This window comes from Streptomyces sp. Tu 3180, from assembly GCF_009852415.1.
Taxonomy (GTDB): Bacteria; Actinomycetota; Actinomycetes; order Streptomycetales; family Streptomycetaceae; genus Streptomyces.
Genome location: NZ_WOXS01000002.1, coordinates 6,427,902 through 6,447,379, shown reverse-complemented (window position 1 = coordinate 6,447,379; position 19,478 = coordinate 6,427,902). Strand labels below are relative to the sequence as shown.

Sequence of the window (19,478 nt, the reverse complement as noted above, 5' to 3'; positions counted from 1 at the left end):
GAGCGATCGTCAGTTCCTGCGCACCCCGGGCGACACCGCCAGCCGCTCCGCCGCCCAGAACACCGCGAGCGTGAGGAGCGCGAGGACGGCCACCAGCGTGGCGCCGCCGACGACCTTCTCGTAGTCGCGCTGGTAGAGCCCGTCGACGATGTACCGGCCGAGGCCGCCGAGACCGACGTACGCGGCGATGGTGGCCGTCGACACGATCTGGACGGCCGCCGAGCGCAGGCCGCTCAGGATCAGCGGGAGCGCCACCGGCAGTTCGACCCGCAGGAGGATCCGCGACTCGCGCATGCCCATGCCCCGGGCGGCGTCCACCGGGGAGGGGTCGACGGAGCGGACGGCCTCGTAGGTGGTCACCAGGATCGGCGGGACGGCCAGCACGACCAGCGGGATCATCACGGGCAGCAGGCCGAAACCGATCAGCAGGGCCACCAGCACCAGCAGACCGAAACTGGGCAGGGCGCGGGCGGCGTTGGCGACGAAGGCCAGTGCGTTCCCGCCGCGCCCGGTGTGCCCCGTCAGCAGCCCGACGGGCAGTCCGATCGCGGCGGCGAGGGCGAGGGCGAGCAGCGTGTACTGGAGGTGTTCGAGGAGGCGCCGCGGGATGCCGTCGTAGCCGTGCCAGTGGGCGCCGTCGCCGAAGAAGGCGTTGACGAAGGTGAGGACGTTCACCGGATCACAGCCTCGGGTCCGGGTCGCTGCGGCCGCGCGGCGGGCCGCGGACGCAGCCGTGCGCCGCGCGGCATCCAGGGGGTCAGCAGGGTCCGCAGCAGCACCAGCGCCGCGTCGCACAGGATCGCCAGGGCGGCCATGGTGAGCACGGCGTTCACCGCCAGCTCCGGCCGGTCGTACTTCTGCGCCGCCGCGAGCAGGTTGCCGAGGGCGCCCTGGTTGCCGATCAGGGCGCCGACGCTGACGAGCGAGATGCTCGACACCGTGGCCACCCGCAGGCCGGCGACGATGGCGGGCGCGGCGATCGGCAGCTGCACCTGGAGGTAGCGGCGTACGGGGCCGAAGCCCATGGCGGTGGCCGCCGCCAGGGTCTCCTGCGGTACCGAGCGGACGCCGTCGACGATCGCCGGGATCAGCACCACCAGGCTGTACACGGCCAGCGGGATCATCACGGTGAGCTCGGTCTGGCCGGTGTAGTCGATGAGGACGACGAAGAACGCCAGGGAGGGGATGGCGTACAGCACGGTCGCCGCCCCGAGCACGGGCGGGTACAGCCGGCGGAAGCGCACGCACAGCTGGGCGAGCGGCAGGGCGAGCAGCAGCCCGGCGGCCACCGGCAGCAGGGCCTCCCTGACGTGCAGCCCGATCAGGCCGGCCCAGCTGTGCTGGAGGTCGCTGGGGATGTCGAAGAAGCCGTTCACGGGGCGACCTCGGCCTTGTCCGTGCGGCCCCGGGCGTGGGCGGCGCGGATCGCCTCGCCGATGGCCTGCTGGGAGACGACTCCGGTGACCCGGCCGTCGGCGTCCACGGCGACGGCCCAGCCGGTGGGCGAGAGCACGGCGCAGTCGAGGGCGACCCGCAGGGAGTCGGCGCCGGGCACGAACGGCCGCCCGTGGGGCAGCAGCCGGTCCGCCCTGATGTCCCCGGCGGTCAGCTCGCCCGGTCCGGCCCAGCCGAGCGGGCGGCCGTCGGGTCCGGTGACGAGGAGGTACGGGGCGTCCGACGCGGCGATCCGCTCGGCGGGCGCGTCGGCCGGGATCACGGCGTCGGTGTTCAACTCCAGTGCGGCGGACGGGAGGAAGGACAGCCGCCGGATGCCGCGGTCGGCGCCGAGGAAGTCCTCGACGAAGCCGTCCGCGGGGGCGGACAGCAGTTCCGCGGGCGGCGCGTACTGGGCGAGCCGGCCGCCCTCGCGCAGGACGGCGACCATGGTGCCCAGTTTGACCGCCTCGTCGATGTCGTGCGTGACGAAGACGATGGTCTTGCCCAGCTCCTCCTGGATCCTGAGGAGTTCGTCCTGCAGCCCCTTGCGCACCACGGGGTCGACGGCGGAGAACGGCTCGTCCATCAGCAGCACCGGCGGGTCCGCGGCGAGCGCCCGCGCCACCCCGACGCGCTGCTGCTGGCCGCCGGAGAGCTGGTAGGGGTACCGCTCGGCCAGCGAGGTGTCCAGGCCCACCCGTTCCATCAGCTCCGCGGCCCGCTCCCGGGCGCGCCGCCTGCCCCAGCCGAGCATCCGGGGCACGGTGGCGATGTTGTCGACGATGGTGCGGTGCGGGAAGAGCCCGGCGTTCTGGATGACGTAGCCCATGGACCGGCGCAGGGCGGTGACGGGCTGCCGCTGGATGTCCTCGCCGTCGAGGAGGATCGTGCCCTCGGTGGGTTCCACCATCCGGTTGATCATGCGGAGGGTGGTGGTCTTGCCGCAGCCCGAGGGGCCGACGAGGACGGTGATCGAGCGGTCCGGGACGTCCAGCGAGAGCCGGTCGACCGCCACCGTGCCGTCCGGGTAGCGCTTCGTGACTGAGTCGATCCGTATCAAGACGCGGAATGCCCTTCGGACGGCGGGAGTTTCGGCCTAGGCCGTACGGTCTGTCGGTCTGTCGGTCTGTCGCCGGTCGAGTCTAGACGGCGCCTCCGGCAGAACCAGGAACGCGGCTCGCGCGCCGGACAGCCTGCCCCGCGCCCGCCACGGGAAACCCCGCCGTCCGCGACACCCTGCGGTCCGCGTCCACGGCGAACACCTCGCAACCCTCCCGCGCGGCGGCCCAGTCGATGCCCTCCCGCCCCAGGGCGAAGGCCGCCGTGGCGACCGCGTCCGCCTCGGTGAGGGTGGGGGCGACGACGGTCACGGCGAGCAGACCGGTCGCCGGGAGGCCGGTGCGCCCGTCGACGATGTGGTCGCCGCGCTCGTAGCGCGCGGAGGTCGCGACCGCGCCGTCGGTGAGCTCCAGGACGGTGCACAGCCGGCCGGCGTGTTCCGGGTGCCGTACGCCCACGCGCCACGGTCCGCCGGCCACGACCACGTCACCGCCGGCGTTGAGGCAGAACCGCCGTGCCCCGGCGGCCGTGAGCAGGTCGGCCGCCTTCTGCACCGACCAGCCCTTCACCACCGCGCAGGGGTCGAGGCGGCGGCCGGGCAGCCGTACGTCGAAGGCGCCCCGGGTCTCGGCCCGGTACCGCTCGCCCAGGGCGAGGACTTCGGCCAGTTCGCGGCTGATCCGGCCGGAGCCCGGTCCGCCCCGGTCCAGGCGGCGGACCTCGCTGTCCTCGCGGAACGGGCTGAAGCGGCGGTCCACCTCCCCGAGCCAGGCGAAGAGCCGGTCCGCCGCGGTCTCGTCGAACCCCTCGTCGTCGACGCGCAGCGACACCGGGAACCCCATGACGTGCTCGACGCGCCGCACCTCAGGGGTCCTGGGCGTCGAGGGCGGCCTGCAGCGACTCCCGGTAGCCGTCGCTGGTGACGGTGGCGCCGGAGACCGTGTCGACGTCGGCGCTCTGCGCCCGGAGCGTCTCCTCGATGAGGACCGGCACCGCTGCCGTGGTCTGCGGGTGGTCCGGCTGCCGGAGCATCCGTACGGCGCTGATGCGGTCGCCGTCGAGGGTGACCTCGACCTGCACGGGGCCCTTCTCGGTGTCGACGGCGGGGCCCGCGACCACCCGGGTGGTGCCGCCCGGCGAGGCCGGCGGCGAAGGGGCGGGCACGGGTCCGGCGGCCTGCGCCGTGGGCGAAGGGGTGTGGCGCCAGACCGGGATCAGGCCCGCGACGGCCAGGACCAGGACGGGAAGTGCTCGTCTCACGGTGTTCTCCTCGTTCTCGTCGTTCCCCGGTGCGCCGGTCCGCCGGTCCGCCCGGTTCGCCGCGCCCTCATCCGGCCAGGCTGAAGCGCTCGAAGTGGATCTGCCGCTCGGGTACGCCCAGTTCGCGCAGGCCGCGCAGCACCGCGGTGGTCATGCCGGGCGGACCGCAGACGTAGACGTCCCGGCCGGTGAGGTCGGGCACGAGCCGGGACAGTTCGCCGGGGGCGAGCCGGTCCGGTACGGACGGGCCGGTGATCAGGTGCAGTTCGGCGCCCCTGGCGAGGGCCAGTTCGCGCAGCTCGTCGTGGAGGACGGCGTCGGAGTCGCTGGTCACCCGGTAGAGGACGACGGCGTGGCCGTGCAGTTCCTCCAGCAGGGCGCGGATCGGGGTGACACCGACGCCGCCGGCGACGAGCAGGACGTCCGGACGGGTGCGGTGCAGGGCGGTGAAGGCGCCGTAGGGGCCTTCGGCGAACACGCGGGTGCCGGGCTTCAGATGGCGCAGGGCCGCGCTGCCGTCGCCGGCGGCCTTCACGGTGAGGCGCAGGGTGCGGCCGTCGGGTGCGGCGGACAGGGAGAACGGGTTGGCCTGCCACCAGCGGTCCCTGGTCAGGAACCGCCACAGGAAGAACTGGCCGGCGCGGGCGGGCAGCCGGTCCAGGTCGCGGCCGGTGATGTGGACGGACACCACGTCGTCGTTCTCGGGGACGACGGCCGTGACCCGCAGCCGGTGGCGCAGGTTCCGCCACAGCGGCAGGACGAGCCGGCCGGCGAACACCGCGGTCAGCGCGGTGCCCCACAGCCCGTACCAGTAGGCGGTGGCGGCCGGCGAGGCGGTGAAGGTGGAGCCGACCGCGACCTGGTGGGTGAAGGCCAGCACCACGGCGACGTAGGTGTACAGGTGGATGAAGTGCCAGGTCTCGTACGCCAGTCGGCGCCGGGCGCGGCGGGCCGAGACCGCGCCGACGACGAGGATCAGCGCCAGGGCGACGACGGCGCGCAGGACTCCCTCGACGGTCTCCGCGAGGTCGACGAGCTGGGTCACCGGGTCCGTCGAGGACATCCCGGCGTAGCCGAGGGTGAGGAAGACCGCGTGGGCCAGGAGCGTCCACAGCAGGCCGAAGCCGAGCCGGCGGTGCCACAGGGTCAGCCGGTCCATGCCGATCCGGCGGTCCAGCCAGGGCAGCCGGGCCACCAGCAGCAGCTGGAAGGCCATCAGCAGGGCGGCGTAGAGGCCGGTGAGGCGGCCCAGCAGGACGAGGACGTCCGCGCCGGGGCCGGACCGGACGAAGAGGACGGCGACGACCGCCGCGTTGGCGGCGAGGAGCGCGCACAGGCCGGTGCGCGCCACCCGTGCGGGGCGTCGCCTCGGGGCGGGGGGCGCGGGGGGCGAGTGGCCAGCTGTCACGCCGAGAGCTCCTTGATCGGGTCCTGGGACACCGAGCCTCGTCGCGGGCGCTGTCGTTCTCCTGTCGGCCGGCTTTCAGGTTCTTGTCGATCCGGGCCCTGCGGTGCACCGCCTCTGGTGCCGGGAGCCGCGTGCCGCAGTATGGGCGGGTGGAAAAAGTACGACTCCTCGTCGTGGACGACGACCCGCCCATCGCCGACCTGGTCGCGACGGTCGCCCGCTACGAGGGCTGGGAGGCGGTCACCGCGTACTCGGGCGAGGAGGCGCTGCGCCGCGCCGCCGGGTTCCGTCCCGACATCGTGGTGCTCGACCTGATGCTGCCGGACGTCGACGGCTTCGGCGTCCTCGACCGGCTGCGCCGCTCCGGGACGATGGTGCCGGTGGTGTTCCTCACCGCCCGCGACGGGGTCGCCGACCGGGTGGCCGGGCTGACCCGGGGCGGGGACGACTACCTGGTCAAGCCGTTCGCGGTGGAGGAGCTGATGGCCCGGCTGCGGACGGTGCTGCGGCGCAGCGCGGGGCCGGGGTACCGGCGGTCGGTGCTGCGGGTGGCGGACCTGACGATGGACGAGGACACCCGTGAGGTGCGGCGCGGGGAGCGGCTGCTGTCGCTGACCCCGACCGAGTACGAGGTGCTGCGCTACCTGATGCGCAGGTCGCCGACCGTGCTGACCAAGGCGCAGATCCTCGACCACGTGTGGGAGTACGGCTTCGGGGGCCGCTCCAACGTCGTGGAGCTGGTGGTCAGCCGGCTGCGGCGCAAGCTGGACGACACCGGTGAGCCGCTGATCCGGACCGTGCGGGGCTTCGGGTACGTGATACGGCAGGCCGCCGAGTGACCGGGGCGGTCCGGCGGCTGCGGGAGACCTACCGGCGGCTGCGCCTGGGCACCCGGCTGGCGCTGGGCCTCGGGGTGCTGTCGCTGGCGGTGTTCGCGGTCGTCGGCACGGCGCTCACCGCCTACATGCGGGACTACCTGGAGCAGCAGCTGGGCGAGCAGCTGAAGCTCGTCCAGACCGTGCAGTCCAAGGACGCGGCGGCGCACGGCACGGTGCGTCGGAAGCCGTACTACGGCTGGTACACGGCGGTGTACGACGTCTCGGACGACTCGGTCGCCCTGCGCGAGCCGGCCGACGTCCCCGGGGACACCCGTGCCTTCGCGGAGCTGGCGCGGGCGATGGCGCGCTCCGGCACCGAACTCACGGACACCGCGTGGATCCGCGGGGAGGGCAAGTACCGGCTGCGCGGGTGCGAGGTCGAGCCGGACGTGGTGCTGATCAGCGCGGCGCCCGTGGCGGACGTCGACGAGACCGTCGAGCGGCTGGTCACGGTGCAGGTCGTGGTGTTCGCGCTCGCCCTGCTGGCGCTCGTGGTGGTCGGGCGGCGGATGCTGCGGCGCGGGCTGGAGCCGCTGAGCGACATGGCGCGCACCGCGCACGGCATCGCCTCGCACGACCTGACCGAGTCGGCGGCCCGGCTGCCGCTGCGCGCCGACGGCCGGGACGGCGGCCCGGAGGTCGCGGAGCTGCGCACCGCCTTCAACACGATGCTGGAGCACATCGACGACTCCCTCGCGGTGCGCGCGCAGGCCGAGCAGCGGCTGCGCCGCTTCGTCGCGGACGCCTCGCACGAGCTGCGCACCCCGCTGATGTCGGTGCGCGGCTACGCGGACCTGTTCCAGTACGCCGCCGCCAACGCTCCCGGGGAACGCGAGCGGCACCTGGCCCGGCTGCGGGCGGAGGCCGCCCGGATGGGGGTGCTGCTGGACGACCTGCTGCTGCTCGCCCGGTTGGACGCGGCGGAGGTCGACGCACAGCTGCGGACGGCGGACGCGGATCTGACGGAACTGGTCCGGCAGGCCGCCGACGCGTTCCGCGCGAGCCACCCGGACCGTCCCCTGACGGTGTCGGCGGGCCCCGGGCCGCTGACCCTGCGCATCGATCCGCAGCGCGTCCGGCAGGTGCTGGACAACCTGCTCACCAACGCGGCGGTGCACACCCCGCCCGGCACCCGGGTGAGCGTGGAGGCGGGCGTCGAGGGCGGCGCGGCGCTGGTGCGGGTGGCCGACACCGGTCCCGGCGTCCCCGCCGAGGACCGGGAGCGGATCTTCGACCGGTTCTACCGGGTCGACAAGGCCCGCAGCCGCGAGCGGGGCGGCAGCGGGCTGGGCCTCGCGGTCGCCCGGTCCCTGGTCCGGGCGCACGGCGGCACCCTCGAGCTGAGCGGTGCGCCGGGGGCGACGGTCTTCACCGTGCGGCTGCCCCTGGACGGGTCGGGCGGTGCGGGTCCCGCCGACCGGTGACGTGCCGGGCGCGGTCCTCCCGCCGGGCGGCGGAGCCGGCCCGGTGCGGCCGGTGCGTACGGCGGCCCGGAGCCGGTGGTCACCGGCGGGTGCCGCCCGGGCGGCGTCCGCCCCGTCACGGCGGCCCCTCACGGTCGCGGGCCGGACCGGGAATCGGGGGCAACTTCGAGGACGGTTGCGGGAGTTCGCGGCGGCGGGGCCGCGCGGGGGGTGGTCCTCACCCCGGCGCCGTCGGCAGCCGGACCTCGAAGCGGCAGCCCCCGGCGACGTTGCGGACGGTGGCGCTGCCGCGGTGGGCCTCGACGATGCCGCGGACGATGGCGAGCCCGAGGCCCGCGCCGGCCGGAGGGGTGCGGGCGTGGGTGCCGCGCCAGCCGGTGTCGAAGACCCGGGGCAGGTCCTCCTCCGGGATGCCGCCGCAGCCGTCCGTGACGGACAGCACCACGCCGTCGGCGGCGTGTTCGACGGCGACGGCGACCGTCCCGTCGGCCGGTGTCCGGCGGATCGCGTTGACCAGCAGGTTGCCCAGCACCCGGCTCATCTCCCGGCCGTCCACCTCCACCGGCACCGGCTCGACCCGGGTGCCGACGAGCCGCACGCCGTGCTCCCGGGCGAGCGGGTCGGCGCCGGCGAGGGCGTCGCCGACCAGGTCGTACAGGGAGATCCTGGAGAGCGACAGGGACAGCGCGCCCGCGTGGATGCGGGAGAGCTCGAACAGGTCGCCGACCATGTCGTTGAGGCGTTCCACCTCGGTGCGGATCCGCTCGAGGTAGCGGCCGGGGTCGGCGGCGACCCCGTCCTCCAGCGCCTCGGCCATCGCGCGCAGCCCGGCGAGCGGGGTGCGCAGGTCGTGGGAGATCCAGGCCACGAGTTCGCGGCGGGACGCCTCCAGGGCCCGCTCGCGGTCCCGGGACTCGGCCAGCTTGACGCTGGTGGCCTCCAGCTCCCGGCTGAGCGCGGCGAGTTCGGCGGTGGACGGGCCCTCGGGCGCGGCGAAGTCCCCGCCGTCGCCGAAGGAGCGGGCGGCGAGCGCCAGCTCCCGGCTGCGGGCGACGACCCAGCGGCCGAGCAGCAGCGCGGTGACGGTGGAGACCACGGCGGCCATGGCGACGACGGTCGTCACGACGGTCAGGTCGTGCGCGGAGAGGAACATCGCCCGCGCCACGGCCAGCGTGCCCGCGAGCATCGCCGTCACCGCGACCCCGGCGACCACGGCGAGATGCGCGGTCAGCGACCACCGACGGATCAGCACCAGCACGCACGCGCCGAGCATTCCGGCCGCGGCGGCGCCGAGGAAGGCGAACAGGGCGATGAGCAGGGCGTCGCGCACGCTCACTCCTCCCCGGCAGAGGCGTCGAAGCGGTAGCCGACGCCCCACACGGTCCGGATGAGGCGGGGCCGCGCCGGATCGTCCTCGACCTTGCCGCGCAGCCGCCGCACGTGGACGGTGACGGTGGACAGGTCGCCGAAGTCCCAGCCCCACACCTCGCGCATCAGCTCCTCGCGGGCGTAGGCCCGGCCGGGATGGCGCAGCAGGAAGGAGAGCAGGTCGAACTCGCGGGCGGTCAAAGCCAGTTCGGTGCCGTTCCTGGTGGCGCGGCGGGCGGCGGGGTCGACCTCGAGCCCGGCGGCCCGCAGGATGCCGGGGAAGGGGGCGGACGGGCGGGCGCGGCGCAGCACGGACTCGACGCGCAGCACCAGTTCGCGGGGGCTGAACGGCTTGGTGACGTAGTCGTCGGCGCCGACCTCCAGGCCGAGGACGCGGTCGTCCTCGTCGCCGCGCGCGGTGAGCATGATGACCGGCACGGGCCCGTGGCCGCGCAGCCGGCGGCACACCTCCAGGCCGTCCATGCCGGGCAGCATCAGGTCGAGGACGACGAGGTCCGGCCGGTGCGCCGTCGCCCGGGCGAGCGCCTCGGGGCCGTCGCCGGCCCGGTCGACGAGGTAGCCGGCGCGATCGAGGTAGCCCGCGACGATCTCGGCGACGGTGGGGTCGTCGTCGACCACGAGGACCCGGGCCCCGGCCTGCGCGTGCGGTGGTCGCTGCTCCATGCGGACAGCCTCGCACCCCGCGCGCGGGCGCGGGGCGGCGGGCCGCCGGCGTCCTCGTTCCGTAAGGAACCGGTGTCCGGTGTGCGCTTCTCGCGCTCGCGGGGCGAGTGCCGCGGCCTCCTCCCGCCCCGCTCCCCGACCGCGTGCCGCCCACCGGCCGGTGAGCGGCACGCGCGTCAGCCCTCGGCGGCCCGCAGCCTCAGGGAGATGCTGTTGATGCAGTACCGCTGGTCGGTGGGCGTCGGATAGCCCTCGCCCTCGAACACGTGCCCGAGGTGCGAGCCGCAGCGGGCGCAGCGCACCTCGGTGCGCACCATGCCGTGGGACCGGTCCTCCACGAGCTCCACGGCGTCGGTGTCCTTCGGGTCGTAGAAGGACGGCCAGCCGCAGTGCGACTCGAACTTGGTGTCCGAGGTGAACAGCTCGGCGCCGCAGGCGCGGCAGGAGTAGACGCCCTCGGTCTTGGTGTCGGTGTACTCACCGGTGAAGGCGGGCTCCGTGGCCGCCTGGCGCAGGACGGCGTACTCGGACGGCGACAGTTCCGCGCGCCACTGCTCGTCCGGCTTCTCCACGTCGTACGGCATGAGCTTCGGGCCCCTCACTTCGACAGACGGTCCAGGATGCGCGGGCCGAGGTCGGTGACGTCGCCCGCTCCCATGGTGAGAACGAGATCACCGGGCTTCGCCATTCCCGCGACGGCCTCGGGGATCTCCGCCTCGTCGGACACCGCGGCGACGTCCGCGCCGGCCGCGCGGGCCGCGTCGACGATCAGCTCGCTGGTGACGCCGGGGATCGGGTCCTCGCGGGCCGGATAGATGTCCAGCACGAGCGAGGCGTCGGCCAGGGCCAGGGACCGCCCCATCTCCGTGCCCAGCTCCCGGGTGCGGGAGAACAGGTGCGGCTGGAAGACGACGAGGATGCGGGCGTCGCCGGCGGCGGCGCGCATGGCCTCCAGGTCGGCCGTCATCTCGGTGGGGTGGTGGGCGTAGGAGTCGATCACCTGCACGCCGGCCGCCTCGCCCTTGAGCTGGAGGCGCCGCTTCACACCGGTGTACGCGGCCAGCGCCGGGGCCAGCTCGGCGGCCGGGACGCCGAGTGCCACGCCCGCGGCGAGCGCGGCCACCGCGTTGTGCGCGTAGTGCCGGCCGGGGACCGACACGGTGAAGGTGAGCGGGGCGCCGTCCAGTTCGACGGTCACCTCGCTCCTCAGCCCCTGCGGGACGACCGAGAGGACCCGCACGTCCGCGTCGTCCGCCTCGCCGTACGTCACGGTCCGCACCGAGCCGTCCAGGCGCCGGGTCAGCTCGCGCGCCCCCTCGTGGTCCGCGGAGATCACCAGGGTGCCGCCGGGGACGACGCGGCCGACGAACGTCTCGAAGGACTGGTGGATCTCCTCCATGGACGCGTAGTTGGCGTGGTGGTCCAGCTCCACGTTGAGGACGATCGCGACCTCGGGCGCGTACTTGTGGAAGCTGCGGTCCGACTCGTCCGCCTCGGCGACGAAGATCTCGCCCTCGCCGTGCAGCGCGTTGGAGCCGGGGGCGTCCAGGTCGCCGCCGATCGCGTACGACGGCTCGCGTCCCAGCTCGGTCAGGGAGACGGCCAGCATGGAGGTGGTGGTGGTCTTGCCGTGGGTGCCGGCCACCGCGATCGGGCGCAGACCGTCCATCAGGGCGGCGAGGGCGTCGGAGCGGTGCACCACCGGGATCCCCAGCTCGGCCGCGCGGAGCAGCTCGGGGTTGTCCTCGCGGATCGCGGAGGAGACGACCACGCAGCTGGCGTCGTCGGCGAGGTGCTCGGCGGCGTGTCCGATGTGCACGGTGACGCCCAGCGCGCGCAGGGCCCCGGCGGTCGCGGAGTCCTTGGCGTCGCTGCCGGCCACCTTCGCGCCGCGCTGCGCGAGGATCTTGGCGATGCCCGACATCCCGGCGCCGCCGATGCCGATGAAGTGCGGTCGGTCCATGGCGGTAGGAAGGCCGGGTGCCATGCGTGTTCTCCCAGTGGTGCGACGAGCGGGACGGCGGTCTTCGCGCCCTCGGAGCGGAGAGCGCCGCCCCAGCCTATGCCTTGCTGTGGGAGAAGAGCTTCAGCACCGGCACCCCCACCTTGTGCCGGGCCCGGGAGGCCCAGTCGCGGTGGAAGAACTCCTCCACGTAGTGCGGGTCGGTCAGGACGATCACCTCGTCCGCCCCGACCTCCTCCACCAGGGACTTCAGCGCGTCCAGCGGGTGGTCCTCGACGAGGCGGCCCTCGGCCTCGTCGCCCGAGGCGCGCAGGGCCTGCAGGGAGACCTCCAGGGCCCGCTGCCCCACGGTCTTGGCCTCCTCGCCCTCGGGGGTCTCGCCCTCGCGGACGGCCTCGTCGATCTCGCCGAGCGCGACGTCGTCGATGGCCCGCAGCAGCCGGTCCGCCTGCTCCCCGCGCGGCTGGAGCAGCACGTGGAAGGAGACCGGTTCGTCGCCGTGCAAGGTGGTGACGAACTCCACGTCGGCGGACGTCAGGGCCTTCTCGATCATCAGTACGCTGGTGAACACCAGGCGCCCCTTTCCTCGAAGGGCCCGCGGGCCCTCTCCGCTCCGTGGGGCGAGCCGGGCCCCGCGGAAACCTCCTGCCCCGTGTTCGCACGGGTACCGCCGGAATCAGTGTGCCCGTCGCCACGCCAAGCGGAGCGGATTGTTCCGCCGATTACCGGACCGACGGCCGTCACCGGACGCCCTCCGGACGTCCCGGACCGCCGGTCAGGACCGCTGACCCCGCCGTTCCCGCCGGTAGCGCGTGAACAGGAACCCGTCCTCCTCCAACATCGACTTCAGCGTGAAGCGGCGCGGAATTGTTACCGAGGGCCCACCGGCGATGCGCTGTGCGTCACCGGCGGTGAGCGTCGGCGAGACCGTCAGGCAGAGCTCGTCCAGCACCCCGGCCGCCACGAACTGCCCCAGCAGCCGCGGCCCGCCCTCGGTCAGCAGCCGCGTGTGCCCCAGGTCCGCCAGGGCCCGGACCACCCGCGCCGGGTCCACGCCGGCGCCCTCCCCGGCGGTCACCACCCGCGCGCCCGCCTCCCGGGCGGCGGCGACGCGGTCCGGGGCGGCCCCGGCGCCCGTCAGGACCAGGGTGGGCACCAGGGGGGAGGTGAACAGCGGGAGGGAGAGGTCCAGGTCCAGGCTCGCCGTCACCACCGCGATCGCGGGCGCCGGCCCCTGCCCGGCCGCCTCCCGCAGCGCCGCGAAGTCCGCGCGCGCGCGTGCCGGACGGTAGCCCTCCCGGCGCACCGTCTCCGCGCCGACGACCACGACGTCGGCGAGCGCCCGCAGGGTGCCGAAGATCCGCATGTCGGCCGCGCAGGAGATGGGCTGGGAACGGCCGTCGTGCTGGGCGGCGCCGTCCAGGGTGGACACCATGTTGGCCCGCAGCCACGGCTCGCGTCCCCCGGATCCCGGCTCGGGGTAGGCGTAGGCGGCGGCCAGCTCGGCCAGGCTCCACTCCCGGCCGTCCGCCCCGCCGGGAGCTGCTGTTTCGTCGGTCACGTCGGTCACGGGGAACAGGCGTCGCATGTCACGCAGTCTTCCACGCCCCGTAGCATGGGGGACCGTGTCGTCCTCCTCCCCCGCCTCCCGTCCCGGCCCGACGGCCGACGTGGCTCCGCTGTCCCTGTGCGCCCGTGAGCCGCACGTCCCCGCGGACCGGCTCGTCGCCGAGATGGTGCCGCCGCCGCGGTTCGACTCGGTCCGCTTCGGCACCTACATACCGGACCCGAACCAGCCGAGCCAGACCGAGGCCGTGCGCGTCCTCGAGGACTTCGCGGCGGGCCTCGGCGGGGCGCCGGCCGGCGACCCGGGCAGGCGCAGGCTGTTCGGCTTCGGCAGGGCGCCGAAGAAGGCCCCGGCCGGCCCGCGCGGCGTCTACCTCGACGGCGGTTACGGCGTCGGCAAGACCCACCTGCTGGCCTCCCTGTGGCACGCCGCCCCGGCCGAGCCCTCGCTGAAGGCGTTCGGCACCTTCGTGGAGCTGACCAACCTGGTCGGCGCGCTCGGCTTCCAGCAGACGGTGAAGACCCTCTCCGGGCACCGCCTGCTGTGCATCGACGAGTTCGAGCTGGACGACCCGGGCGACACCGTGCTCGTCTCCACCCTGCTCGGCAAGCTGGTCGAGGCGGGCGTCGCGCTCGCCGCCACCTCGAACACGCTGCCGGGCAAGCTCGGCGAGGGCCGGTTCGCCGCCGCCGACTTCCTGCGCGAGATCCAGGGCCTGTCGGCCCACTTCCGCGCCCTGCGCATCGACGGCGAGGACTACCGCCACCGCGGCCTGCCCGAGGCGCCGCCCCCGTACTCCGACGAGCTGGTGACCCGGACGGCCCACGCCACCGAGGGCGCCTCGCTCGACGCCTTCCCGGACCTGCTGGAGCACCTGGCACGGGTCCACCCCAGCCGCTACGGCGCCCTGACCGACGGCGTCGCCGCGGTCTGCCTCACCGGTGTGCGGCCGGTGCCGGACCAGTCGACCGCGCTGCGGCTCGTCGTCCTCGCGGACCGGCTCTACGACCGCGAGGTGCCCGTGCTCGCCTCGGGGCTGCCGTTCGACCGGCTGTTCAGCGAGGAGATGCTGAAGGGCGGCTACCGGAAGAAGTATTTCCGGGCGATTTCCCGGCTCACCGCGCTGGCCCGGGACGCGGGACGGCTCGCCGAGGCCCGGTAGCCCCGTTTCCGATACCCGATCCAATCCCCTTTGATCAAGGGCCGGTTCGCGCCAATCCATCTCCGCTTTTCAGGCTCTCCGCGGCCCGAAACACGAAATTAACCCTGCAAAGGCCTTTGCAGGGTTAACGTGTTTCTTGACCAACCGTTGACCAAGCGTTGGTGTGCAGAAGAGGTGCGGACCGTCCTGGGGGAGAGGCATGTTCCGAGGTGAACGGGCTCCGCCCGCCCACCCGGCGCTCGCCGTCGCTTTACCCGCGCTTCACCTCCCCCTGCCTCTGCCTCCTTCGCACCCGCGTACACGGCCCGTCATGCAAGGGCCAGGACCCATCCAGGGACCCGCGGGTCCCCCCACCTTTGTCATGCCCGTCCGACGCGCCCCCACTGCGCGCCAGGAGGATCACCAGATGCAACCCCTCATCGACAACGCCCGTACGTTCGGACAGCGCCCTGAGGAGTTCGCCCGCCTCGCCGAGGGACAATCCCCCGACGTCCTGTTCATCACCTGCTCCGACTCCCGGGTCGTCCCGGCCCTGATCACGGGAGCCCGGCCCGGCGAGCTCTTCGAGCTGCGCACCGCGGGCAACATCGTCCCGCCCTACGCCTCACCCACCCCCACGGGCGAGAAGGCCACGATCGAGTACGCGGTGCAGGTGCTCGGCGTCCAGCACGTCGTGGTGTGCGGCCACTCGCACTGCGGTGCCGTCGGCGCGGTGGTGCGCCACGACGACCTGGCGGCCGTACCCGCCGTGCGCGACTGGCTCGCGCACGCCGCGGGCGAGCCCCGGTGCACCGACCCCGGCGACCCGGCGGTCGCCGAAGCCGTGCAGAACCACGTGCTGACGCAGCTGCTGCGGCTGCGCTCCTACCCGTGCATCGAGCAGCGCCTCGAGGCCGGTGAACTCCAGCTGCACGGCTGGTACTACGAGGTCCACACCGGGACCGTGCACGAACACCGCGCCGAGTCCGACACGTTCAAGGCGCTCTGAGGGAACCGGTGACCATGCTGTCGAAGTTCCCTCATCTGAGGCAGGACCTCCTCGCCTCCATCGTCGTCTTCCTGGTCGCCGTGCCGCTGTGCGTCGGCGTGGCGGTCGCCTCCGGAGTCCCGGCCGAGGTGGGCCTGGTCACCGGCATCGTGGGCGGACTCGTCACCGGGCTCATGCGCGGCAGCAGCCTGCAGGTGTCCGGCCCGGCCGCCGGCATGACCGTGCTGGTCTTCGAGGCCGTCAGCGAGTTCGGCGTGGCCACGCTCGGCGTGATCGTGCTCATCGCCGGTCTGCTCCAACTCGCCATGGGCTTCCTCGGGATCGGCCGCTGGTTCAGGGCGATCTCCGTCTCCGTGGTCGAGGGGATGCTCTGCGGTATCGGCCTGGTGATCATCGCGGGCCAGCTCTACGCGGCGGCGGGCATGAAGGCGCCGGAAACCGGCACAGGCAAGATCGTGGGGCTGCCCGGGGCGTTCGCCGACGCGCTCGGCAGCACGGAAGCCCTGGCCTCCCTCGCGATAGGCACGGGCACCGTCGCCGTCATCGTGCTGTGGAGGAAGACGCCGAAGGGGGTGCGGGCCCTGCCCGGCGCCCTCGCCGCGGTGATCCTGGCCACGGCCGCCTCCTCGGCCTTCAGCCTGCCGGTCGCCACCGTGCAGGTGGAGGGTCTGCTCGGTGTCGTCCAGCCGCCGGGGGCCGAGGCGTTCGGCGAGCTGGCCGGTCCGGCCGTCTGGGGCACCATCGTCGCGTTCGCGCTGATCGCCTCGGCGGAGAGCCTGTTCAGCGCGGCGGCCGTGGACCGGCTGCACAACGGTCCGCGCACCGAGTACAACAAGGAAATGATCGCCCAGGGCGCGGGCAACACGGTGTGCGGTCTGCTCGGCGCGCTGCCGATGACCGCGGTGATCGTGCGCAGCTCCGCCAACGTCAACGCGGGCGCGAAGACCAAGGCCTCGCGCGTGCTGCACGGCGTGTGGCTGCTGCTGTTCGCGGCGCTGCTGCCGTCCGCGCTGGCGCTCATCCCGCTGCCCGCGCTGGCGGGCGTCCTGGTCCACGCGGGCTGGAAGCTGATCCCGTTCCGCGGGATCGCCGCCCTGTGGCGGGCGCACCCGGGCGAGGCGCTGATCCTGGTGGTCACCGCCGCGTCGATCGTCGCGGTGAACATGTTCGAGGGCGTGCTGATCGGTCTGGCCCTGTCGGTCGTCAAGACGGCCTGGCAGGCCTCGCACGCGAAGCTGGAGGTCATAGACAAGGGGGCGGGACCGATCCAGGTGTACCTGTCGGGCAACGCCACCTTCCTGCGGCTGCCGAGGATCCTCGACACCCTGGAGGCGCTGCCCGAGGACCGCCCGGTCGAACTGGACCTGTCCGGGGTCCACCACCTCGACCACGCCTGCCGTACGGCGCTGGAGAACTGGGCCGAGCGGCACGGCGCGGCCGGCACGGCACCGGTGAAGGTCACCGGGGACGGGAAGGCCGCGCGGCCGGAGAGCGAGGAGCCGGTCACCGCCGCCTAGGGGGTGTCGTTCGGATCAGGCCGACTCCGGGCAACGGTGCCTTGCGGACCGACCCGAGCGGGGTCTGGTGCGTGCGGACGCAAGGCGGAGGAGGGCGCCGGGGCGGAGCCCCGGCAACCGACGACAACGCCGCAGATGCGCGTGCCGGGCCCCGCGGCCCCGGCAAGATCGAAACGACACCCCCTGGCGCGCCGCGGCACCGGCCGTCCGGTCCGGGGTCCGTGGCGTGGCCCCGGACCGGACGGCGGGCATATCGTTACAGGAACGGATGAAGGCGTGCGGAACGGACCTCTGGACGGGAGGTCGTCATGCTCGAGGAGCTGCTCACCGTGGCCGCCGCGGCCGGGGCCGCGGGCGCCGCGTACATCGTCGCCGCGGCCCGGGTCGTCAAGCAGTACGAGCGCGGGGTGGTCTTCCGCCTCGGCCGCCTGTACGGCGGCGTGCGCGCGCCGGGGTTCACCCTGGTCGTGCCCGGTGTGGACCGGCTGCGCAAGGTCAACCTGCAGATCGTCACGATGCCGGTGCCGGCCCAGGAGGGCATCACCCGGGACAACGTGACCGTGCGGGTCGACGCGGTCGTCTACTTCAAGGTCGTGGACGCGGCGGCGGCGATCGTCAACGTCGAGGACTACCGGTTCGCGGTCTCCCAGATGGCGCAGACCTCGCTGCGCTCCATCATCGGCAAGAGCGACCTGGACGATCTGCTGTCCAACCGCGAGAAGCTGAACCAGGGCCTGGAGCTGATGATCGACAGCCCGGCGGTCGGCTGGGGCGTGCAGATCGACCGCGTGGAGATCAAGGACGTCTCGCTGCCCGACACGATGAAGCGGTCCATGGCCCGCCAGGCCGAGGCCGACCGCGAGCGCCGGGCCCGCATCATCAACGCCGACGCCGAGCTCCAGGCGTCGAAGAAACTGGCCGAGGCGGCCCAGCAGATGGCGGAGACGCCCTCCGCGCTGCAACTGCGGCTGCTGCAGACGATCGTGGCGGTCGCCGCGGAGAAGAACTCCACCCTCGTGCTGCCCTTCCCGGTGGAGCTTCTGCGCTTCCTGGAACGGGCCCAGCAGACGGGGCCCGAGCACGCGGTGGAGGCCCGCGGGGAGCCCGGGGGCCGCACACCCGGCCCGTGACACACGCCACGCGCGTGGTTCCCGTGATCCGCACCAGGTGGTAGACACGGCGGGGTCACAGTTCCTGTCCGCCAGCAGGAAGGTTTCCCCATGTCCGAAACCCGGTCTGCCTCCGGCTCCCCCACGACACGACGTCAGCTGCTCGCCCGGTCCGGCGCCCTGGGGACCGGCATCGCGTTCTCCGGCGCCCTCTCCGAACTGTTCACCGGCACCGCCTCCGCGCGGGACCTCGGGCACGGCGGCTACGGCCCCCTGGTTCCCGACCCCGACGGGCTGCTCGACCTGCCGAAAGGTTTCCGCTACCGGGTGCTCTCCCGCGAGGGCGACCGGCTGCGCTCCGGCGAGGGACCGGTCCCCTCCCACCACGACGGCATGGCCGCCTTCGCGGGCGGACACGGCCGCGTCCACCTCGTCCGCAACCACGAGAACCGCGCCACCGCCCGGATCCCGGTCCCGGCGGTCGAGGGCCTGACCTACGACCCCGCGGGCAGGGGCGGCTGCACGGCGCTCACCCTGGACTCCCGCGGCGAGGTGCTGTCCGAGCGGGTCGCCCTCGCCGGTACGGCCGTCAACTGCGCGGGCGGGCCCACGCCTTGGGGCACCTGGCTGACCTGCGAGGAGACCGAGGACAAGGCGGGCACCAACGGCTGCACCAGGGACCACGGCTTCGTCTTCGAGGTCGACGGCGCCGACCCGCGCCGCACGGGCGCCGTACCGCTGACCGCGATGGGCCGCTTCCAGCACGAGGCGGTCGCGGTGGACCCGGGGCGGGGCGTCGTCTACGAGACCGAGGACGCCTTCGAGCGGCCCTTCGGCCTGTTCTACCGCTTCCTGCCGAAGAAGCCGCTCGGCGGCACCGGTTCGCTGCGCGCGGGCGGCCGGCTCCAGGCGATGCGGGTGCCGGGGGTGCCGGACCTGTCCTCGATCCGGGAGACGGGCACCCGCTTCGACGGCATCGAGTGGGTGGACGTGCCGGATCCGCTGGCCGCCGGAACCCCCATCCGCCACCAGGACTTCGGACGCGGGGGCATCACCCACGCCCAGAAGCTGGAGGGCTGCTACTGGGGCGGTCGCTCGGTGTACTTCGTGTCGTCCTTCGCCCGCAGCGCGGAGGGCTCGGCGGGCGACCACTACGGGCAGATCTGGCGCTACGACCCGGACCGGCGCCGGCTCACCCTGGTGATCGTCTTCGGTCCGGACACGGACGTGCGGCTCCCGGGCGAGTCGCCGGACAACATCTGCCTCGCCCCGGGCGGCGGCCTGATGGTCTGCGAGGACGGCGGCGGCGCCCAGCACGTCTACGGCGTCACCCGGCGCGGCGAGGTCTACCCCCTGGCCCGCAACCGCCAGGCGGTCCCCTCGGCCGCCCCCGCGGCGGGGGGCACCGCGCAGGAGCCGGAGTGGGGCGAGTTCGCCGGCGTCACCTTCTCCCCGGACGGCCGGACGATGTACGTCAACTGCTACGACCCCGGGACGACGTTCGCGGTGACGGGGCCGTGGCGCAGGTGACCGATGACGGCCGTGGCGCAGGTGACCGGCGGCGGCCGGTGAGCGGCCGGGACGCGGACGACCGGTGAGGGGCCGGGACGCGGACGACCGGTGAGGGGCCGGGACGGGAGGGTGCGGAGCTCCC

Annotated in this window: 19 protein-coding genes; 7 read left to right on the top strand and 12 right to left on the bottom strand. The window is 74.0% G+C overall.

Annotated elements, in window-relative coordinates; all coding sequences use genetic code 11:
- Positions 1-9: 9 nt before the first annotated feature.
- The 6 genes from GL259_RS29745 to GL259_RS29720 all read right to left on the bottom strand — a co-directional run bounded on the left by GL259_RS29745 (position 10) and on the right by GL259_RS29720 (position 5,164).
- The gene (locus GL259_RS29745) at positions 10-675 is read right to left on the bottom strand and encodes an ABC transporter permease (RefSeq protein ID WP_159536368.1); all 666 of its coding nucleotides are present in this window, start codon (positions 673-675) and stop codon (positions 10-12) included.
- Positions 672-1,376 carry an ABC transporter permease subunit gene (locus tag GL259_RS29740; protein WP_159536367.1) on the bottom strand — a complete coding sequence of 235 codons (705 nt, stop codon included), beginning with the start codon at positions 1,374-1,376 and terminating at the stop codon, positions 672-674. The genes GL259_RS29745 and GL259_RS29740 overlap by 4 nt, the downstream gene beginning before the upstream one ends.
- Positions 1,373-2,497: an ABC transporter ATP-binding protein gene (locus tag GL259_RS29735; RefSeq protein WP_166461576.1), complete on the bottom strand. Its 1,125-nt coding sequence runs from the start codon at positions 2,495-2,497 to the stop codon at positions 1,373-1,375. The genes GL259_RS29740 and GL259_RS29735 overlap by 4 nt, the downstream gene beginning before the upstream one ends.
- An 82-nt stretch (positions 2,498-2,579) precedes the next feature.
- Positions 2,580-3,359 (bottom strand): FAD:protein FMN transferase, encoded by a 780-nt coding sequence (locus GL259_RS29730; protein ID WP_159536366.1) that lies wholly within the window; start codon positions 3,357-3,359, stop codon positions 2,580-2,582.
- 1 nt (position 3,360) lies between these two features.
- Entirely contained in the window at positions 3,361-3,756 is a 396-nt protein-coding gene (locus GL259_RS29725; protein WP_159536365.1) for an FMN-binding protein, read from the bottom strand.
- 67 nt (positions 3,757-3,823) lie between these two features.
- A complete protein-coding gene (locus GL259_RS29720) occupies positions 3,824-5,164 on the bottom strand; it encodes a ferredoxin reductase family protein (RefSeq protein ID WP_159536364.1) in 1,341 nt (446 codons plus the stop codon).
- Between the two features lie 149 nt (positions 5,165-5,313).
- Here GL259_RS29720 and GL259_RS29715 point away from each other — a divergent pair, with 149 nt between their 5' ends.
- Complete coding sequence (locus tag GL259_RS29715; RefSeq protein WP_159536363.1) at positions 5,314-6,003, top strand: response regulator transcription factor; 690 nt, start codon at positions 5,314-5,316, stop codon at positions 6,001-6,003.
- A complete protein-coding gene (locus tag GL259_RS29710) occupies positions 6,000-7,466 on the top strand; it encodes a HAMP domain-containing sensor histidine kinase (protein WP_159536362.1) in 1,467 nt (488 codons plus the stop codon). The genes GL259_RS29715 and GL259_RS29710 overlap by 4 nt, the downstream gene beginning before the upstream one ends.
- A gap of 217 nt (positions 7,467-7,683) precedes the next feature.
- Here GL259_RS29710 and GL259_RS29705 read toward each other — a convergent pair whose 3' ends face one another.
- The 6 genes from GL259_RS29705 to GL259_RS29680 all read right to left on the bottom strand — a co-directional run bounded on the left by GL259_RS29705 (position 7,684) and on the right by GL259_RS29680 (position 13,069).
- Positions 7,684-8,796: a HAMP domain-containing sensor histidine kinase gene (locus GL259_RS29705; RefSeq protein WP_159536361.1), complete on the bottom strand. Its 1,113-nt coding sequence runs from the start codon at positions 8,794-8,796 to the stop codon at positions 7,684-7,686.
- 2 nt (positions 8,797-8,798) lie between these two features.
- A complete protein-coding gene (locus GL259_RS29700) occupies positions 8,799-9,518 on the bottom strand; it encodes a response regulator transcription factor (RefSeq protein WP_159536360.1) in 720 nt (239 codons plus the stop codon).
- Between the two features lie 176 nt (positions 9,519-9,694).
- Complete coding sequence (gene msrB, locus GL259_RS29695; protein ID WP_159536359.1) at positions 9,695-10,102, bottom strand: peptide-methionine (R)-S-oxide reductase MsrB; 408 nt, start codon at positions 10,100-10,102, stop codon at positions 9,695-9,697.
- Positions 10,103-10,116: 14 nt separating this feature from the next.
- Positions 10,117-11,505, bottom strand: coding sequence for a UDP-N-acetylmuramate--L-alanine ligase (gene murC / locus GL259_RS29690; RefSeq protein ID WP_159536358.1), 1,389 nt, complete (start codon positions 11,503-11,505; stop codon positions 10,117-10,119).
- Positions 11,506-11,578: 73 nt separating this feature from the next.
- A complete protein-coding gene (locus GL259_RS29685) occupies positions 11,579-12,052 on the bottom strand; it encodes an indole-3-glycerol phosphate synthase (RefSeq protein WP_208026535.1) in 474 nt (157 codons plus the stop codon).
- A gap of 204 nt (positions 12,053-12,256) precedes the next feature.
- Positions 12,257-13,069 carry a pyrimidine reductase family protein gene (locus GL259_RS29680; RefSeq protein WP_159536357.1) on the bottom strand — a complete coding sequence of 271 codons (813 nt, stop codon included), beginning with the start codon at positions 13,067-13,069 and terminating at the stop codon, positions 12,257-12,259.
- A gap of 37 nt (positions 13,070-13,106) precedes the next feature.
- Here GL259_RS29680 and zapE point away from each other — a divergent pair, with 37 nt between their 5' ends.
- The 5 genes from zapE to GL259_RS29655 all read left to right on the top strand — a co-directional run bounded on the left by zapE (position 13,107) and on the right by GL259_RS29655 (position 19,354).
- Complete coding sequence (zapE, locus tag GL259_RS29675; RefSeq protein ID WP_159536356.1) at positions 13,107-14,210, top strand: cell division protein ZapE; 1,104 nt, start codon at positions 13,107-13,109, stop codon at positions 14,208-14,210.
- Between the two features lie 406 nt (positions 14,211-14,616).
- Entirely contained in the window at positions 14,617-15,198 is a 582-nt protein-coding gene (locus tag GL259_RS29670) for a carbonic anhydrase (protein ID WP_159536355.1), read from the top strand.
- A 14-nt stretch (positions 15,199-15,212) separates the two neighbouring features.
- Positions 15,213-16,715 carry a SulP family inorganic anion transporter gene (locus tag GL259_RS29665; RefSeq protein WP_159536354.1) on the top strand — a complete coding sequence of 501 codons (1,503 nt, stop codon included), beginning with the start codon at positions 15,213-15,215 and terminating at the stop codon, positions 16,713-16,715.
- 308 nt (positions 16,716-17,023) lie between these two features.
- Positions 17,024-17,845, top strand: coding sequence for a slipin family protein (locus GL259_RS29660; protein ID WP_243762411.1), 822 nt, complete (start codon positions 17,024-17,026; stop codon positions 17,843-17,845).
- A 90-nt stretch (positions 17,846-17,935) separates the two neighbouring features.
- Complete coding sequence (locus GL259_RS29655; RefSeq protein ID WP_159536353.1) at positions 17,936-19,354, top strand: PhoX family protein; 1,419 nt, start codon at positions 17,936-17,938, stop codon at positions 19,352-19,354.
- Positions 19,355-19,478: the final 124 nt, after the last annotated feature.

Coding starts and splice junctions, on each gene's coding strand:
- GL259_RS29700 (WP_159536360.1), bottom strand. CDS start 9,518: ATGGAGCAGCGACCACCGCACGCGCAGGCCGGGGCCCGGGTCCTCGTG.
- msrB (WP_159536359.1), bottom strand. CDS start 10,102: ATGCCGTACGACGTGGAGAAGCCGGACGAGCAGTGGCGCGCGGAACTG.
- murC (WP_159536358.1), bottom strand. CDS start 11,505: ATGGCACCCGGCCTTCCTACCGCCATGGACCGACCGCACTTCATCGGC.
- GL259_RS29680 (WP_159536357.1), bottom strand. CDS start 13,069: ATGCGACGCCTGTTCCCCGTGACCGACGTGACCGACGAAACAGCAGCT.
- GL259_RS29670 (WP_159536355.1), top strand. CDS start 14,617: ATGCAACCCCTCATCGACAACGCCCGTACGTTCGGACAGCGCCCTGAG.
- GL259_RS29665 (WP_159536354.1), top strand. CDS start 15,213: ATGCTGTCGAAGTTCCCTCATCTGAGGCAGGACCTCCTCGCCTCCATC.
- GL259_RS29660 (WP_243762411.1), top strand. CDS start 17,024: ATGCTCGAGGAGCTGCTCACCGTGGCCGCCGCGGCCGGGGCCGCGGGC.
- GL259_RS29655 (WP_159536353.1), top strand. CDS start 17,936: ATGTCCGAAACCCGGTCTGCCTCCGGCTCCCCCACGACACGACGTCAG.